15 protein-coding genes are annotated in these 16,618 nt (G+C 62.1%); 7 read left to right on the top strand and 8 right to left on the bottom strand.

What is annotated here, in order from left to right; genetic code table 11:
* Nucleotides 1–203 precede the first annotated feature (203 nt).
* Genes NCS03_RS14570 through acnA form a run of 3 tightly spaced genes read left to right on the top strand, consistent with a single transcriptional unit; the run spans nucleotide 204 to nucleotide 4,945 of the window.
* Nucleotides 204–716, top strand: coding sequence for a hypothetical protein (locus tag NCS03_RS14570; RefSeq protein WP_250529316.1), 513 nt, complete (start codon nucleotides 204–206; stop codon nucleotides 714–716).
* Nucleotides 717–748: 32 nt separating this feature from the next.
* Entirely contained in the window at nucleotides 749–2,200 is a 1,452-nt protein-coding gene (locus tag NCS03_RS14565) for a bifunctional 2-methylcitrate dehydratase/aconitate hydratase (RefSeq protein WP_250529315.1), read from the top strand.
* A 39-nt stretch (nucleotides 2,201–2,239) separates the two neighbouring features.
* Entirely contained in the window at nucleotides 2,240–4,945 is a 2,706-nt protein-coding gene (gene acnA, locus NCS03_RS14560; RefSeq protein ID WP_008354067.1) for an aconitate hydratase AcnA, read from the top strand.
* 96 nt (nucleotides 4,946–5,041) lie between these two features.
* On the opposite strand, the gene NCS03_RS14555 is transcribed toward acnA, so the two are convergent.
* Nucleotides 5,042–5,365: a DUF2917 domain-containing protein gene (locus NCS03_RS14555; RefSeq protein WP_250502712.1), complete on the bottom strand. Its 324-nt coding sequence runs from the start codon at nucleotides 5,363–5,365 to the stop codon at nucleotides 5,042–5,044.
* A 301-nt stretch (nucleotides 5,366–5,666) separates the two neighbouring features.
* On the opposite strand from NCS03_RS14555, the gene NCS03_RS14550 reads away from it, so the two are divergent.
* Entirely contained in the window at nucleotides 5,667–7,091 is a 1,425-nt protein-coding gene (locus NCS03_RS14550) for an aminotransferase-like domain-containing protein (protein ID WP_250529314.1), read from the top strand.
* Here the strand turns inward: NCS03_RS14550 and NCS03_RS31270 are convergent.
* On the bottom strand, nucleotides 7,088–7,918 hold the full coding sequence (locus tag NCS03_RS31270) for an NAD(P)-dependent oxidoreductase (RefSeq protein ID WP_250529313.1): 831 nt from the start codon (nucleotides 7,916–7,918) through the stop codon (nucleotides 7,088–7,090). The genes NCS03_RS14550 and NCS03_RS31270 overlap by 4 nt on opposite strands.
* Before the next feature lie 127 nt (nucleotides 7,919–8,045).
* A complete protein-coding gene (locus NCS03_RS14540; protein WP_250529312.1) occupies nucleotides 8,046–9,497 on the bottom strand; it encodes an NAD-dependent succinate-semialdehyde dehydrogenase in 1,452 nt (483 codons plus the stop codon).
* A 153-nt stretch (nucleotides 9,498–9,650) separates the two neighbouring features.
* Here NCS03_RS14540 and NCS03_RS14535 point away from each other — a divergent pair, with 153 nt between their 5' ends.
* Nucleotides 9,651–10,067: a MarR family winged helix-turn-helix transcriptional regulator gene (locus NCS03_RS14535; RefSeq protein ID WP_008354073.1), complete on the top strand. Its 417-nt coding sequence runs from the start codon at nucleotides 9,651–9,653 to the stop codon at nucleotides 10,065–10,067.
* Nucleotides 10,068–10,125: 58 nt separating this feature from the next.
* Here NCS03_RS14535 and NCS03_RS14530 read toward each other — a convergent pair whose 3' ends face one another.
* Genes NCS03_RS14530 through NCS03_RS14520 form a run of 3 tightly spaced genes read right to left on the bottom strand, consistent with a single transcriptional unit; the run spans nucleotide 10,126 to nucleotide 12,170 of the window.
* Nucleotides 10,126–10,737, bottom strand: a complete 612-nt coding sequence (locus NCS03_RS14530) for a hypothetical protein (protein WP_008354074.1) — start codon at nucleotides 10,735–10,737, stop codon at nucleotides 10,126–10,128.
* Between the two features lie 32 nt (nucleotides 10,738–10,769).
* A complete protein-coding gene (locus tag NCS03_RS14525) occupies nucleotides 10,770–11,543 on the bottom strand; it encodes a molybdopterin-dependent oxidoreductase (RefSeq protein ID WP_250529311.1) in 774 nt (257 codons plus the stop codon).
* Between the two features lie 3 nt (nucleotides 11,544–11,546).
* Entirely contained in the window at nucleotides 11,547–12,170 is a 624-nt protein-coding gene (locus NCS03_RS14520; protein WP_250529310.1) for a cytochrome b/b6 domain-containing protein, read from the bottom strand.
* A 115-nt stretch (nucleotides 12,171–12,285) separates the two neighbouring features.
* Between NCS03_RS14520 and NCS03_RS14515 the strand changes: the two genes are divergently transcribed.
* Together NCS03_RS14515 and NCS03_RS14510 are read left to right on the top strand one after the other, a co-directional pair.
* Nucleotides 12,286–12,957, top strand: a complete 672-nt coding sequence (locus NCS03_RS14515) for a heavy metal response regulator transcription factor (protein ID WP_175982952.1) — start codon at nucleotides 12,286–12,288, stop codon at nucleotides 12,955–12,957.
* Nucleotides 12,954–14,375, top strand: a complete 1,422-nt coding sequence (locus NCS03_RS14510; protein WP_008354078.1) for a heavy metal sensor histidine kinase — start codon at nucleotides 12,954–12,956, stop codon at nucleotides 14,373–14,375. The genes NCS03_RS14515 and NCS03_RS14510 overlap by 4 nt, the downstream gene beginning before the upstream one ends.
* Here the strand turns inward: NCS03_RS14510 and NCS03_RS14505 are convergent.
* A complete protein-coding gene (locus NCS03_RS14505; RefSeq protein ID WP_284504360.1) occupies nucleotides 14,326–15,252 on the bottom strand; it encodes a LysR family transcriptional regulator in 927 nt (308 codons plus the stop codon). The genes NCS03_RS14510 and NCS03_RS14505 overlap by 50 nt on opposite strands.
* Before the next feature lie 84 nt (nucleotides 15,253–15,336).
* Complete coding sequence (locus tag NCS03_RS14500; protein ID WP_008354081.1) at nucleotides 15,337–16,599, bottom strand: cytosine permease; 1,263 nt, start codon at nucleotides 16,597–16,599, stop codon at nucleotides 15,337–15,339.
* Between the last annotated feature and the right edge of the window lie 19 nt (nucleotides 16,600–16,618).

Genomic DNA, 16,618 nt, shown 5'->3' with positions numbered 1-16,618 from the left:
GGATGGAGCGCGCACATCATCGAGCAACGCATCGACAACAAGATCATCCGGCCGAGCGCGAATTACACCGGTCCGGAGAATTTGAAGTTCGTCCCGGTAAATAAGCGAAAATAGCGGACTGCGCGATCGGATTTCACGATGAGGAAATCCACCCCGCGCGGCAAACGCCATCCAACCCCAATGTTTTTGAAAGGTTTTTTTCGATGAACAAACTTCTGATCGCTGCAATCGCCGGCACGCTGGCTACGACGAGCGTCTTCGTCAGCGCCGACGCCTTCGCTGCGACCGCGACCGATGCAAGCAAGGCCAAAACCACGGCCAAGCGTCCCGCTCCGGCGCGCCGCCTGATCAAGCGCAGTCCCAAGGCCGAAGTGGCCGCGGCGGCCAAGGTTGATCCGATTCCCGAAGGTGCAGTGAAGTGGTCGTGCAAGGACGGCAACGCTTTCTACCTGAAAGGCGACATGAAGCGTGACGCAATCGTCACCGTGAACTGGGCCAAGAAGGATTACAAGCTGCCGCGTCAGGACACGACGACCGGTGCGGATCGTTTCCACGATTCGGCATCGGGCATGGATCTCGTCGTGATCCCGACCAAAGCAATGCTGTTCTCGGACAAGGACTCGTCGCGCCTCGCCGACGAGTGCATGACGCCCGAAATGGCAGCGGGCGGCGCAGCGCCGACCCAATCGAACGCGCTGATCAAGAACGCGGAGTAAGTTAGCTCGGCACTTAAATCAGGAATCCCTCGATGTCCGCACCGATTTCCAATGTCCGGCCCGAGCCGGACAAGGTACTCGTCGAAATAGTCGACTACGTGCTCGACTACAGTGTCGACAGCACGCTTGCGCTCGAAACGGCGCGCAACTGCCTGATCGACACGCTCGGCTGCGGACTCGAAGCCCTTTCGTACCCCGCCTGCACCAAGCTGCTGGGACCGATCGTGCCGGGCACGATCGTCCCCAACGGTGCGAAGGTGCCAGGCACCCAGTTTCAACTCGACCCGGTTCAGGCCGCCTTCAACATCGGCGCAATGATCCGCTGGCTCGATTTCAACGATACGTGGCTCGCCGCCGAATGGGGTCATCCGTCGGATAACCTCGGCGGCATCCTCGCCACGGCGGACTGGCTTTCGCGCAACGCGATCGCGTCAGGCAAGAAGCCGCTCGTCATGAAAGACGTTTTGATCGCGATGGTCAAGGCGCACGAAATTCAAGGCTGCATCGCGCTCGAGAATTCGTTCAACAAGGTCGGTCTCGATCACGTTTTGCTCGTCAAGGCGGCCTCCACCGCGGTCGTCGGGCAGATGATCGGCCTCACGCGCGACGAACTCGTCAACGCGGTGTCGCTCGCCTTCGTCGATGGTCACGCGTTGCGCACCTATCGCCACGCGCCGAACACGGGCTCGCGCAAGTCGTGGGCAGCGGGCGATGCAACCTCGCGCGCCGTGCGCCTCGCGCTGATCGCGAAGACCGGCGAGATGGGTTATCCGTCGGTTTTGACCGCTGAAACATGGGGCTTTTACGACGTGCTCTTCAAGGGCAACGCGTTCGCGTTCCAGCGTCCGTACGGCTCGTATGTGATGGAGAACGTGCTGTTCAAAATTTCGTTTCCCGCGGAATTCCATGCGCAAACGGCCGTCGAAGCGGCAATGACGCTGCACGGCGAGCTCGAGCAAGCCGGCAAATCCGTCGATGACATCCGCAAGATCACGATTCGCACGCACGAAGCCGCGCTGCGCATCATCGACAAGAAGGGGCCGCTCGACAACCCCGCGGACCGCGATCACTGCATTCAGTACATGGTCGCGGTGCCGCTGATTCACGGCCGCCTCACCGCGGCCGATTACGAAGATTCCGTCGCGCAGGACCCGCGCATCGACGTGCTGCGCGCGAAGATGGAATGCGTGGAAGACCCGCAGTTCACGAAGGACTATTTCGATCCGGACAAGCGCTCGATCCCGAATGCATTGACCGTCGAATTCAACGACGGATCGAAGCTCGCCGAAGTCGAAGTGGACTATCCGATCGGTCACAAGCGTCGTCGCGCGGACGGCATACCGCTGCTCGTCGAGAAGTTCAGGACGAATCTGGCGCGCCGTTTCCCGCAGAAGCAGCAGCAAGCGATCCTCGCGGTATCGCTCGATCAGGCAACGCTCGAAGCGATGCCGGTCAATGAATATGTCGATCTGTACGTGATTTAAGCAGCGCAATTTCCTCGTCTTAGTCCAAGGAAAATAACCATGGCCCACAATCTCCACAACACGCTCAAGGAATTCGACAGCGGTTCCGGCAAAGGCAAGTTCTACTCGCTGCCGCAACTCGGCGACGCGCTGAAGGTCAAGATTCAGCGTCTGCCGGTTTCGATTCGTCTGGTGCTCGAATCGGTGCTGCGCAACTACGATGGCAAGAAGATTTCCGAAGAACACATCGAACAGCTTGCGAACTGGAAGCCGAATGCCGCTCGCGTCGATGAAATTCCGTTCGTCGTCGCGCGTGTCGTGCTGCAGGACTTCACCGGCGTGCCGCTGCTCGCCGACATCGCCGCGATGCGCGGCGTCGCGAAGCGCGCGGGCAAGGATCCGAAAGCGATCGAGCCGCTCGTACCGGTGGATCTCGTCGTCGATCACTCGGTGCAGATCGATCACTTCCGCGAGCCGAACGCGCTCGATCTGAACATGAAGCTGGAATTTCAGCGCAACAACGAGCGCTACCAGTTCATGAAGTGGGGCATGCAGGCGTTCGACACGTTCAAGGTCGTGCCGCCCGGCATCGGTATCGTGCACCAGGTGAACCTCGAATACCTCGCGCGCGGCGTGCATCAGAAGGACGGCGTCTACTATCCGGACACGCTCGTCGGCACCGACTCGCACACGACGATGATCAACGGCATCGGCGTGGTCGGCTGGGGCGTGGGCGGCATCGAAGCGGAAGCGGGCATGCTCGGCCAGCCGGTGTATTTCCTGACGCCGGACGTCGTCGGCGTGGAGCTGAAGGGCAAGCTGCGCGAAGGCTGCACGGCGACCGACCTCGTGCTGACCATCACCGAAATGCTGCGCAAGGAGAAGGTCGTCGGCAAGTTCGTCGAGTTCTTCGGCGAAGGCACGGCGTCGATCGGCGTGCCGGATCGCGCGACCATCGGCAACATGGCGCCCGAGTACGGCGCGACCATGGGCTTCTTCCCCGTCGATGAAAAGACCATCGACTACTTCAAGGGCACGGGCCGCACCGACGCCGAAATCGCCGCGTTCGAGCAGTATTTCAAGGCGCAGAAGCTGTGGGGCGTGCCGAAGGCCGGCGAAATCGACTACACCAAGACGCTCACGCTCGATCTGGGCACGGTCGCGCCGTCGCTGGCTGGTCCGAAGCGTCCGCAAGACCGCATCGAAATCGGCAATGTGAAGAGCACGTTCATCGACCTGTTCTCGAAGCCGGTGGGCGAAAACGGCTTCAACAAGAAGGCCGCCGAGCTCGAAGCGAACTACACGACGGCCGACGGCGTGAATCTCAAGAACGGCGACGTGCTGATCGCCGCGATCACGTCGTGCACGAACACGTCGAACCCGAGCGTGCTGCTCGCCGCCGGCTTGCTGGCGAAGAAGGCCGTCGAAGCGGGTCTGACGGTCGCGCCGCACATCAAGACGTCGCTCGCGCCGGGATCGCGCATCGTCACCGAATATCTGACGAAGACGGGCCTCCTGCCCTATCTCGACAAGCTCGGCTTCACGCTCGCCGCGTACGGTTGCACGACGTGTATCGGCAATGCGGGCGATCTGACGCCCGAACTGAACGATGCCATCACGAAGAACGACGTCGTCGCGGCAGCCGTGCTGTCGGGCAACCGCAACTTCGAGGCGCGCATTCACCCGAACATCCGCGCGAACTTCCTGGCCTCGCCGCCGCTGGTCGTCGCCTACGCGATCGCTGGCAACATCACGCGCGATCTGATGACCGAGCCGGTCGGCAAGGGCACGGACGGCCGCGACATCTATCTCGGCGACATCTGGCCGACGAGCGACGAAGTTCATGCGCTGCTCAAGTTCGCGCTCGACGCGAAGGCGTTCCGCGAGAACTACTCTCAGCTCACGAAGGAAGGCGACCTGTGGAGCAAGATCGCGGGCGAAAGCGGCCAGGTCTATGACTGGCCGAAGTCGACGTACATCGCCGAGCCGCCGTTCTTCGGCAGCGAATTCTCGATGAAGCCGGCCGATTCGATTCCCGCGGTCAAGGGCGCGCGCGCGCTCGGCATCTTCGGCGATTCCGTGACGACCGACCACATCAGCCCGGCCGGCTCGATCAAGGAAACCTCGCCGGCGGGCGTGTGGCTGAAGGCGAACGGCGTGCAGAAGGCCGACTTCAACAGCTACGGCTCGCGTCGCGGCAATCACGACGTGATGATGCGCGGCACCTTCGCGAACGTCCGCATCAAGAATTTGATGATCCCGGCGAAGGCCGACGGCACGCGCGTCGAGGGCGGCCTGACGATTCATCAGCCGAGCGGCGAGCAACTGTCCATCTACGACGCAGCGATGAAGTACATCGCCGCCAATACGCCGACCATCGTGTTCGCGGGCGAAGAGTACGGCACGGGTTCGTCGCGCGACTGGGCGGCGAAAGGCACGCAACTGCTCGGCGTAAAGGCCGTGGTCGCGCGCAGCTTCGAGCGTATCCATCGCTCGAACCTCGTCGGCATGGGCGTGCTGCCGCTGCAGTTCAAGGGCTCGGACAGCGTGCAGTCGCTGAACATCACCGGCGAAGAGACGTACGACATCGAAGGTCTCGGCGACGACTTCAAGCCGCAACAGGAAGTCACGCTCGTGATCCATCGCAAGGACGGCAAGGACGATCGCGTGCAGGTGCTGCTGCGTATCGATACGCCGATCGAAGTCGACTACTACAAGCACGGCGGAATTCTGCCGTTCGTGCTGCGCTCGCTGCTCGCGGCGTAAAAGGCTCAAGCAGTTTTGCAGGTGACCGCGTTCGAAAGAGCGCGGGAACATTGGACCCGGCCACGGCCGGGTTTTTTTTCGCCCTTCTTTGGCTCCCTACGCTTTGGAGATCGCGATGCGCGGCCACGTCGTCCGGCGGGCGAACAACGTGCGCACCATCTCCCTCAGGCGACGCGCGCCCGCCCGCGTCGAATCGGACGACATCGAGAACCAGCTGGCGTCCGTCGTCCCGCTGACCCAGATCGTCGTGTAAGGCTTCAGTTCGACGGACGCGCCCGCGTCCAGCCAGTAATCGTCGGCGCCGCCTTCGATGGTCAGCCAGATTTGCCCGCGCGTCACACGCAGCGTTTGGGGCCGATCGATCACCCAGCGCGTAGGCGCATCGCGCCCGTCGAGTTCGAATGTCCGGATTTCACGCATGATGCCGCTCCTTCAGATCGCGTAACTGAAAGGCCGCCCGACAGAGATGCAAGAGCAGCCGTTGATCCTATTATTCGACCGATTGCGAACAGCTTGAATGAACACTTGTGAACAGTTTGACCGAAACTGTTAAGCCAAATTGACCGAACAGTTCGCATCGATCTGACACTTTAAAAACACTCTAGCTAGCCATTCGGCCAGTCTTGACGCGGGTTTTCGGATGCGTTCGAATGGCAAGACGACACTGGCGAACAGCGAACTCGAACTGTTCACAGCAAATCACTGAACAGTTCCAGACATCATGAATGCACTTCCGCTTCACATCGACAGCGGCACCGGCGTGCCGCTGACCGAACAGATCGTCAGTCAGATCGAAGCGATGATCCGCTCGCGCCGCGTGCTCGCGGGCGCGAAGCTGCCGTCGATTCGTCAGCTTGCCGCCGAGCAGCGCATCAGCCGCTTTCCGGTGATCGAGGCTTACGACCGTCTCGCGTCGCGCGGGCTCATTCAGCCGAAGCACGGATCCGGATTCTATGTGGCGAATCACGTCGATGAACGCGACGGCAACGCGGGTAATTGCGATCCGCGTCTGGCCGAAGAGGAATCGAACCAGATCCTCCAGCAGTTCAACTATCCCGGCGAGACGCTGAAGTTGTCGAGCGGCTTCATTCCCAAGGCATGGCGCGATGTGGACGGCCTGACGCAGGCGATCCGTCAGGCGTCGCGCACCGACGTATCGAGCGTGATCGATTACGCGATTCCCCACGGCGACACCGATTTGCGTCAGCAAGTCACGATGCGGATCAACGCGCTCGGCATCGACGCCGATCTTCCCAACGTGATGATCACGAACGGCGCGAGCCAGGCGCTCGATCTCGTCGTGCGCTACATGCTGAAGCCGGGCGATACGGTCTTCGTCGAGGATCCCGGTTACTACAATCTCTTCGGGCTCCTGAAGCTGCAGGGCGTGCGGCTCGTCGGCGTGCCGCGGCTCGCGAACGGACCCGATATCGACGTCGCGGAAGAACTGCTGAAGCAGCATCAGCCGAAGCTCTTCTTCATCAACACCGTGTTCCAGAACCCGACTGCGACGAACGTCGCGCCGCAAGTCGCGTTCAAGCTGCTGCAACTCGCGACCCAGCACGGCTTTTCCATCGTCGAGGACGATATCTACGCCGACTTCCAGGCCGTGCCGACGCAACGGCTGGCATCGCTCGATCAGCTCGATCGCGTGATCTATGTGGGCGGCTTGTCGAAGACCTTGTCGTCGTCGCTGCGCATCGGCTATCTCGCGGCGAATCGCGAGCTCGTGAAGAATCTCGTCGACGTAAAGGTGCTGACGAGCCTCGGCGGCACGCGCTTCGCCGAAAGCGTCGCGGCGGGCCTGCTGGAGCGCGGCACGTATCGCAAGTATCTGGAGCGCTTGCGCAAGCGCGTGCGCGATTCGCTGTCGAGCGCGGTGCAAACGCTCGAAGGCTATGGATGGGACGTGTTCGACGAGCCGAGCGGCGGCAACTTCGTATGGGCGAAAGTGCCCGGCATCGACGATTCATCCGTGCTCGTCGACGAAGCCGTGAAGTTCGGCGTCACGCTCGCGCCGGGCAGCTATTACCGCCCGAACGGCGAGGCGTGTGCGTGGGTGCGCATCAATTCGGCCTATGCGGGCGACCGACGCGCGGCGCGCTTCTTCGAGTACATGACGGAAACCGCGGCCGCGCGCGCTTAAGGACATTCGCTGAAGAAACGTTCGAGCGCGTCCGTCGCGTCCTTGTCTTTCGCAAGCCGCGCGTAAAGTCCGGCCGCGCCTTCGTAGATGCGATGCTCCGCGAACTCGTCGCCGACGAACTCCGCGATCTCTTCCATCTCGGCAACCCAGCGATAGGCCTTCGGCGGCATGCGCGGCACATTGCCCGCGAGCCACGCGGCAAGCGCGGGCTGGCTCGCCGCGAGTTCGCTGAGAAGCGCATCGCCCGCGCCGTTGCGCATCGCGGCGAGCGCCATCGCCGAGCCGAGCGCCGTCAGCCCTTTCGTGATGCCCGCATACGACATCTTGAGCGCGGATGCGGCGCCGTTCGGGCCGTCGAGCACGCGCACGACGAGACCGTGATCGGCGAGTAGCTGAGTGCGCTTTGCATGCGGTCCCGACATGTAGAACTTCGGCGCCGATGGCTGACCGATGATCGATGCATCGACGAACGGCGTGCGCGTCGGTTCGAGCGCGCGCTCGATCTGGCCGACGGTAGCGGGATTGATCGCATTGCAGTCGATGTAGACGGGCTGCGCGCTCGCGCGTTCGAACAGAGGAGCGAGGCGCTGCGCGGTATCGACAGCGACCGAGGGCGGCACGATCGACAGAATGAAGTCGCACGCCACGAGATCGTCGAGGCTTGCATCTTCCATGCTGGCTTCGCGCGCACGCGCTGCGCTCGCCGCGCTGCGTCCTTCGAGCGATGTCAGCACGCGCGCACCGCCTTGCGTCAATGTACGGCCAATGGCCGATCCCATGCTGCCTGCGCCGAGAATTGCGATCGTGGGTTGTTTCGATTGCGTCACTTGCTGGCTCCTGTAGCTTTGTTCGATGACGATTCATACCGCGCTCATTCGTCATCCGAACTATCGGATCATCAAGGAAAGCGGCCCGTCGAAGGGCCGCCGTCCAACTAACCTACCGACTCGCGAATCAACGATGCTCCGTCACGAACTTCGTGACGAGATACGCTTCCATCGCTTCGCTGCCGCCTTCCGAGCCGTAGCCCGAATCCTTGACCCCGCCGAACGGCGTCTCCGGCAATGCGAGGCCGTGGTGATTGATCGAGAGCATGCCGCTTTCGATATCGTCCGACACCGCCGCTGACGTCGCCGCAGAGCTCGTGTAAGCGTAAGCGGCAAGCCCATAAGGCAGGCGATTGGCCTCGGCGATCACTTCGTCATACGACTTGAACGATGCGATCGGCGCGATCGGGCCAAACGGCTCTTCGGTCATGATGCGCGCGGAGAGCGGCACATCGGTCAGCACGGTCGGCGCGAAGAAGTAGCCTTCGCGGCCGATGCGCTCGCCGCCCGTCAACACCTTCGCGCCGTGCTCGCGCGCATCGGCGACGAGGCGTTCCATCGCTTCGAGGCGGCGGCCGTTCGCGAGCGGACCCATCTGAACGCCATCGTCGAGACCGTTGCCCACTTTCACCGCCCTCGCGGTGGCGACGAAGTGCTGCACGAACTCGTCATACGCGGATTCTTCGACGAGAAAGCGCGTCGGCGAGATGCAGACCTGACCCGCGTTGCGGAATTTCGCCGATGCGAGCATCTTCGCGGCGCGGGGGATGTCGGCGTCCTTGAACACGATAGCCGGCGCGTGGCCACCTAGTTCCATCGTCACGCGCTTCATGTGCTCGCCCGCGAGCGACGCAAGCAGCTTGCCGACCGGCGTCGAACCGGTGAACGAAATCTTGCGGATCGCGGGATGCGCGATCAGATACTTCGAGACATCGGCGGGCACGCCGAAGACGAGATTCAGCACGCCGGCGGGCAGGCCCGCATCGGCATATGCCTGCACGAGCGCCGCGCAGCTTGCGGGCGTTTCCTCGGGGCCTTTGAGCACGACCGAGCACCCCGACGCGAGGGCGGCCGATACCTTGCGCACCGCCTGATTGATAGGGAAATTCCACGGCGTGAACGCGGCGACCGGACCGACCGGCTCACGCGTCACGATCTGGCGCACGGCATCCGTTCGCGACGGAATCACGCGGCCATACGTGCGGCGCCCTTCTTCCGCGAACCATTCGATGATGTCCGCTGCCGACAGCGTTTCGATGCGCGCCTCGCCGAACGGCTTGCCCTGCTCCATCGTCATGATGGCGGCGATCTGTTCCGCACGCTCGCGAATGTTCTGCGCCGCGCGACGCATCAGCTTGCTGCGCTCGTAGGGCGAAACCTTGCGCCATTCCTTGAAACCGCGCGCGGCGGCGTCGGCGGCGAGCGAAAGCTCGGCTTCGCCCGCGAGCGCGAGACGGCCGATCTCCGCTTCGTTCGCCGGATTGATGACGGCCGTGTCGCGCGAACCGTCGCGCCACGCGCCGTCGATATAAAGCCGGGTATTCGGATAAGCCGGAAGGTCGGAACGAGTGTTGCTCATGCATGTCTCCTTGAGAGTGGCGTGGCCAATGTTGCTTGCGCCGGACCATATGACGCAGACGGCCATGGTATCGCGGCCACGTAAAATCTGCTGACGCGCGCTACGTTCAATCGATAGTTGCAGATCGAATTACATGACACGACGGTGACCCGTATGTTCGACCAATGCCTTTATTTCAACACCACCGCACTCGCGCGCGCACTCGAACGCGAATGGGCCAAAGCGTTCAAGCCGTTCGGACTCACGCCGTCGCAGGCGTTCATGTTGCGCGCGGTTGTCGAGCATCCCGGGCAGCTTCAAGGCACGCTTGCCGATGCACTCGCGATCACGCGCCCCACTGCCACGCGCACGCTCGACGGACTGGCGAAACTGGGGCTCGTCGAGCGCTGGTCCACTGAACGCGATGGCCGCGAATCCGCCATTCATCCGACCGATTCCGCGGTCGCGATGATGAAGCGCATCGGCGCGGTCAGCTCGGAGGTCACGCGGCGCATGAAGCGCAAGCTCGGCAACGCGCGTTTCGACGACACGGTGTCGAGCGTGAGGCATATACGCACGACGCTGGAATGACAAACGCCCGCGATCGATGATCGGCGGGCGCGTGCAGGGACTTTGTCGAAGGTGACGCTTACATCGGCGGCGCGACGCCATCCTTCTCCACGACGATGCGTTGCGCCGCGAAGTCCGAACCAGCCGGAGTCGCGACGACGAACACTTTCTTTCCGGGCTTCAGGTCGTCGTGCGTCGCGGGGGCGAACGTCACAACGGGCACGTTCTCCGGTACGGTCACCGAGTTCGCGCCGCCCTTGTACGAGAGCTTCAGATCGCGGCCGCTCGTGCCTTGCACGACCTGGTCGACGTTCGCGTTGGTCATCGAGCTCTTCGGTCCGAGATCCCATTCATAGTGGCCTTCGCCTGTGCCGCGCGCGGCTTCCGGGAACACGAGTACCTCGGTCGCGGTGAGCTTGCCGTCGGTGCCGGTGGTCGCAGCCGTGCCGACGAACGAGCCCGGCTTGATGTCCTGCAGCTTGATGTTCTTCAGCGCGGTGACGGGCGTATCTGCCTTGACGGCGATCTTTACGGTGTCGCCGCTGCGTCGATGAACGGTCAGCGTATCGCCTGACAGCGACACGATATCGCCGCGAATGCGCGCGGGTTTCGCGGCGGGCGTCTGAGCAAGAGCCGCGGATGCGAGTGCGAGCGTCACGATGCTGACGCCAAGTTTGAGTCGAATCGACATGCAATCTCCTTCTGGTGATGAAAGCAAAGGCTTCAGGAACCGCCGAACCAGTTGTAGCCCTGGTTCTCCCAATAGCCGCCGGGATAATCGTTCGTCACAGTGATCGCGACGATGTGCTTCGGATTCTTGTAACCGAGCTTGGTCGGCATGCGCAGCTTCATCGGGAAGCCGTACTTCGCCGGCAAAATCTGGCCGTCGTAGGTGAGCGTGAGCAGCGTCTGCGCGTGCAGCGCGGTCGGCATGTCGATGCTCGTCGAGTAGTTGTCGGCGCAATGAAAGGCCACGTATTTCGCGCTCGTATCGGCGCCTGCACGCGCGAGGATTTGCGCGAATCGCACGCCGCCCCACTTGCCGATCGCACTCCAGCCTTCGATACAGATATGCCGTGTCACCTGGCTTTCCTGCGGCATCGCGTGCAGTTCGTCGAGCGTCCACACACGCTTGCCCTTGACGAGGCCGCCTATCTCCAGCTTGTATGTCGATGGATCGACTTCGGGCACTTCATCGATGTCATAGAACGCGTTGAACGGAAACGGCCGCGTGATCATCGAGTCGGGATAAGTCGGCGCGAGCTGGTTCGGGTCGAATAGCAACGCCTGCATGTCGTCGTTGAAGGATGAAATGCGGCGCAGCATCGCGTTGACCGATTTGTCGTCGGTGATGTTGCAGCCCGACAGCATCGCGAGGCCGCCCAGCGAAAGAATGCGCTTGCCGAACAAACGGCGCGCCGGCGCCTTCAGTTCCTTCGCGGCATCGTTGATGATGAGTTCAGCGTCGGGTCTCGATTTGAATAGCTTGAGCGACATGTGTTAGCGACCTCGGATCATCAGCACGAGCGAGCGCGGCACGAGCGCGACCATCGCGACGTGCACGACGAAGAACGCCACGAGAAAACTCATGCCGAAGAAATGCACGATGCGAGCGTTGTCGTAACCGCCCATCAACGTGCGAAGCAAGGGAAACTGCACCGACTTCCACACCGCGAGTCCCGACAGGATCACGATCGTGATGTCCACGATCACCGCGAGATACGCGAACTTCTGCACCGCGTTGTAATGCGTGAGATCGTCGTGACCGAGCTTGCCGCGTAGCGCGGCGAAGGCGTCGGTGAAAATGCTCTTGACGGAGAGCGGAAACATGCGGCGGCGCAGGCGTCCGGTGAAGAGATTCATCGCGATGTACACGATAAAATTCGCGACCAGCAGCCACATCGCCGCGAAATGCCATTGCAGCGCGCCGCCGAGCCAGCCGCCGAGCGTGATCGCGGACGAGAAGGTCAGCGATTTGAAAATCGGCGATGCGTTGTAGATCTGCCAGCCGCTCGTCACCATGATCAACACGGCGAACGCGTTGAGCCAGTGCGTGATGCGCAGCCATAACGGTTGGATTTGCACGTCGTCGAGCCTCGCGAGTCGTTGAGATTTCGAGGGCATGGTAGCGACGCGCCGCTGATCGATCGATGACCTCTCGATGACTTTTTTGTCATCTTTGCGAGCGTCGCGCGCGCTCTGGCTAGAATGTCGGCAATCCATCGAATGCAGTGCGAGCATGACCATCCTCGTTATCGAAGACGACCGCAAGACAGGCGACTACCTGAAGAAAGGGCTCATCGAGTCCGGCTATCAGGTCGAGCTCGTTCGCAACGGCACGGACGGTCTGCACCAGGCGCTCGCGAATTCCTACGAACTGATCGTGCTCGACGTGATGCTGCCGGGCATCGACGGCTGGCAGGTGATGTCGGCCTTGCGCGCGAAACGTGACTTGCCTGTCATTTTTCTCACCGCACGCGATCACGTGACGGACCGCATTCACGGACTCGAACTCGGCGCGGACGATTATCTCGTCAAGCCCTTCTCTTTCACCGAACTCGTCTTGCGCATTCGCACGCTGCTCAGACGCGGCGTGATGCGCGAATCCGATACGTTCCAGATCGCGGATCTTCATGTGGATGTGCTGCGTCGCAAGGTGACGCGCAAGGGCATCGACATCGTGCTCACGAACAAGGAATTCGCGCTGCTGCATCTCTTTTGCAAGCATCAGGGCGAGGCGCTGTCGCGCACCCTGATCGCATCGGAAGTGTGGGACATGAACTTCGACAGCGACACCAATGTCGTCGACGTCGCGGTGAAGCGGCTGCGCGCGAAGATCGACAATCCATTCGATCTGAAGCTCATTCATACGGTGCGCAGCATCGGCTATTCGTTCGGGGAGAATCCTTGAACCGGCCATCGCGCTCGCTTGCGGTACGTATCGCGTTGTCGTTTGCGGTGATCGTGTGCATCGTCGTCGGCATGATCGGCGCATCGCTCTATCACGCGACGAATCGCGCGCTGTCCACGCGCGCGGATTACCAGCTGATCGCGCGCGTCGAGCATTTCCGCTCGCTTCTGCACGATCTCTACACGATCAAGGAAATCGAAGCGCGACCTCGGCTCTTCGAAACGATGCTAGGCGATCGTCAGGACGTCATCCTCTTTCGACGCGCGGGCTCGGGGCCTTTCATCTACGTCAATCCGGAGAAGATGCCGTTGCCGCCGCTCGATGTCGTGCCTGTGACGCGCGCCATCGGACTCGATGACCTGTACGAAGGCTCGCGCGCGGACGGCGTGCGGATGCGCTGGGTCGGCGCGCAGGCGCGCATCGGCGAGAACGGCGAGGTCGTCGAGATCATCGCCGCGCATGTGATGACGCAGGAAGCGATTGTGTTGTCGGCGTATCTGAAGCGCGTATGGATCAACGTGATCGGCGCGGTGCTCGTGACGTTGCTGCTCGCTTACTGGGTCACGAGCCGCGGACTCATGCCGCTCAAACTGATGGCCGATAAAGCCGCCGAAATCACGCCGAACCGATTGTCCGCGCGGCTCGACGTCGCCCATGCGCCCGCCGAATTGCAAAGCCTCGCGGCGTCGTTCAATGCGATGCTCGACCGGCTCGAACACGGCTACGAGCGTCTGGTGCAGTTCTCCGCCGATCTCGCGCATGAACTGCGCACGCCGATCGGCGTGTTGGTCGGTCAAACGCAGGTCACGCTCGCGCACGAGCGCAGCGTCGCGGAGTATCGCAGCGTGCTCGAATCGAATCTGGAAGAACTGGAGCGCCTCGCGCGCATCGCGCAGAACATTCTCTTTCTCGCGCAGGCGGATCATGAGCAGCAACAGATCGAACGGGAGCGGCTCGATATCCGCGAAGCGCTCGAGACGATCGGCGCTTACTTCGAAGGCATCGCCGATGAACGCCGCATCACGTTCGATATCCAGGCCGAAGGCGAAATGCTTGCGAATGCAATCATGTGCCGCAGGGCGATCGGCAATGTCGTCGTGAATGCGGTGCGTTATGCGACGGCGGGCACCGTGGTCCGGCTGCGCGGTTACGCGGATGAACAAGGCGCGAGCATCGTCGTGGGCAATCGCGGCGCGCACATCGAGAAGGAAGAGCTCGCGAAGCTGTTCGACCGCTTTTATCGCGGCGACGCGGCGCGCAGCGAGTTCACGGAATCGAGCGGACTCGGCTTGTCGATCGTTCAGGCGATCATGCGGCTGCATGGCGGCGTCGCATCCGCCGAATCCACGCCGGACGGGTGGATCGAATTCACCTTGCGCTTCCCTGCTGCGGAGCATCGCCGCACAACCACGCCCTGAATTCCGGTCGCATCAGATAGTCGACGCACCATGCCCGCACCTTGCCGACGCCATCCGAACGATGCGCGAGGAAGAGCCGCGTCGCGTGCTTCTGCTCCTGAATCGACTTACTGACGAGCCCGGCGTCGCCGAATGCCGCGCGGATATGCGTGGGCACATAGCCGATCGCGACATTGCGCGCGATGATTCTCACGGCCATCGAAAAGTCGGGAACGAAGATCGGCTTCTGCCCTTCCAGAAGCCACGCATGCATCGGATCGAAATCGATCGACGTGTCCTTGATGCAGACCGCCGGATACTTCCGCAACTCCGCGCTTTGCAGGATATGCGGCGCATCCGCGAGCGGATGATCGGCGCCCACGAGAAAGTCCCACGCGAGATGGCCGAGCGCGACGCTCGTGATGCCGTCGGTCTTCGGCACGAAATGCGGCGCGCCGACGACGATATTCGCCTTGCTTGCATAGAGCGCGTCCCAGCAGCCGTTGTACACCTCCTGCTGGATCGTGACGCGCGTCGTCGGATACGCATCTTCCAGATCGCACAAGAACTGGATGATCGCGTCGCGCGGCACGATGTTGTTGACGGCCACGGTGAGCTCGGGCTCGATGCCCCCCTGAACGATGGCGAGATTGCATTTGAGCGCCTGCAGATCGTCGAGAATCGCCTTGCTGTGCGCGATGAAGTATTCGCCCGCCTCGGTAAGCCGGATATAGCAACCGCGGCGCTCGAACAGCTTCGCGCCGAACGATTCCTCGAGCTTCCTGACGGTGTAACTGATCGCCGACGGAACCTTGTTCAGCCGTTCCGCGGCCGCCGTGATGCTTTGATACTGCGCAACCAACCGGACTATCCGAATGCTTTCGTCCGAAGTGAACATCGAGCCTGCTTCCACATGAGTATTTGTCCTGCCACATGAGCGAAGCGCGCGATGAACACCGTGCGCTTCGCTCACATCGTTGCGTCAGTGCCCGCTGGGCTTGACAGTGCCGCTCGCCTGCGCGAACCGGCTCAGGATCATGTAGCCGATGCACGCAACGAGAATCGAATCGAGTGAGGGAATCGACGTGACCGTGAACATGCCGTTCACCGTCGCGAAACCCGTGAGCGATCCGAGAATCCACGCGACGAAGGTCATGATCTTGATCTGCGGTTCGCGCGCTGGCGCGGCAGCATCATACCCGTTGCGCCGATACATCACGAAGTCCGCGATATAGATGCCCGCGACGGGCGGCGTCGCGATGCCGAGGAACAGCAGGAACGGAATGAACCACGACATGATGTTCATGCTGCCGACGATCGCCGCCAGCACGCCGAGCGCAACGGTGATCTGCCACTTCGGAAAGCGCGTGATGAGCGTCGATGTGACGAGCGTGCCCTGGAACATGTTGCCCGCGTTGCCCGTGACCGTCGCGAAGATCAGCAGCAAGGCGGCCGGCAAGGTCGCGCCGAACACGGCCATCGCGGTGAGCAGCGAGCTCTTGCCCGTGAGCACGCTCGGCGTCGCGCCCGCCCAGTACAGCAGCGGATAGGCGATCAGGAACGTGAGCAGCGCGCCGCCGACCGCGTGTTTGCGGTTATGCGTGAAGCTGCCGAAGTCGGGCAAGGTCGCGACCAGCACGATGATCGTGCCGACGACCGTCGATACCGCGACGCCCATCGGCATGCCGGCGATCGCATCGACGGCAGGCGCCTGGCCATTGAGCGCGACGCGCACGATATAGCACATCATCAACGCGATGACCGGCACGGCGAACTGCGCCACCTTGCCGAGCACTTCGAAGCCGAACGCGGTGGACGCGACGAAGATCACGCAGCCGATCGCGACGAGCAGCGGCGCGGGCACGTTCACGCCATGTTGCGCGAGCAGGTCGGCGACCGAGTGGCCGAACATGTTGGCCGTCACCGCGATCCATCCGAACAGGCTGACCGCGAGCAGCACGTTGATGGCGATCGCGCCTTTCTCGCCGAACGGATACTTCACGATGCCGTAGGTCGGCAGCCGTGCTTTCTCGCCGACCGAGATCGTGATCGACGCGAGAATCGCGAGGATCAGGCTGCCGATCCCGACGACCTTGATCAGATCGCCGTTCGACATCTGATTGCCGAGACTCGACGACGACAGCAACACCGGCGTGACGGCGATGCCGAGCAGGATCATCGCGATGCGATAGCCCGGCGCAGTGCCGGGCGAAGCGCTGACCCGGCTCTCTTTCGATTGACTCATGACAGTTCCTTTGCTGATG

It is taken from the genome of Caballeronia sp. ATUFL_F1_KS4A, from assembly GCF_023630905.1.
GTDB lineage: Bacteria > Pseudomonadota > Gammaproteobacteria > Burkholderiales > Burkholderiaceae > Caballeronia > Caballeronia zhejiangensis.
The sequence above is the reverse complement of the archived record's forward strand: the minus strand, read 5'-3'. Positions and strand labels throughout refer to the sequence as shown.

Coding starts and splice junctions, on each gene's coding strand:
- NCS03_RS14555 (WP_250502712.1), bottom strand. CDS start 5,365: ATGCGTGAAATCCGGACATTCGAACTCGACGGGCGCGATGCGCCTACG.
- NCS03_RS14535 (WP_008354073.1), top strand. CDS start 9,651: ATGTTCGACCAATGCCTTTATTTCAACACCACCGCACTCGCGCGCGCA.
- NCS03_RS14520 (WP_250529310.1), bottom strand. CDS start 12,170: ATGCCCTCGAAATCTCAACGACTCGCGAGGCTCGACGACGTGCAAATC.
- NCS03_RS14500 (WP_008354081.1), bottom strand. CDS start 16,599: ATGAGTCAATCGAAAGAGAGCCGGGTCAGCGCTTCGCCCGGCACTGCG.
- NCS03_RS14525 (WP_250529311.1), bottom strand. CDS start 11,543: ATGTCGCTCAAGCTATTCAAATCGAGACCCGACGCTGAACTCATCATC.
- NCS03_RS14505 (WP_284504360.1), bottom strand. CDS start 15,252: ATGTTCACTTCGGACGAAAGCATTCGGATAGTCCGGTTGGTTGCGCAG.
- NCS03_RS14515 (WP_175982952.1), top strand. CDS start 12,286: ATGACCATCCTCGTTATCGAAGACGACCGCAAGACAGGCGACTACCTG.
- acnA (WP_008354067.1), top strand. CDS start 2,240: ATGGCCCACAATCTCCACAACACGCTCAAGGAATTCGACAGCGGTTCC.
- NCS03_RS14530 (WP_008354074.1), bottom strand. CDS start 10,737: ATGTCGATTCGACTCAAACTTGGCGTCAGCATCGTGACGCTCGCACTC.
- NCS03_RS14570 (WP_250529316.1), top strand. CDS start 204: ATGAACAAACTTCTGATCGCTGCAATCGCCGGCACGCTGGCTACGACG.
- NCS03_RS14540 (WP_250529312.1), bottom strand. CDS start 9,497: ATGAGCAACACTCGTTCCGACCTTCCGGCTTATCCGAATACCCGGCTT.
- NCS03_RS14550 (WP_250529314.1), top strand. CDS start 5,667: ATGAATGCACTTCCGCTTCACATCGACAGCGGCACCGGCGTGCCGCTG.
- NCS03_RS14565 (WP_250529315.1), top strand. CDS start 749: ATGTCCGCACCGATTTCCAATGTCCGGCCCGAGCCGGACAAGGTACTC.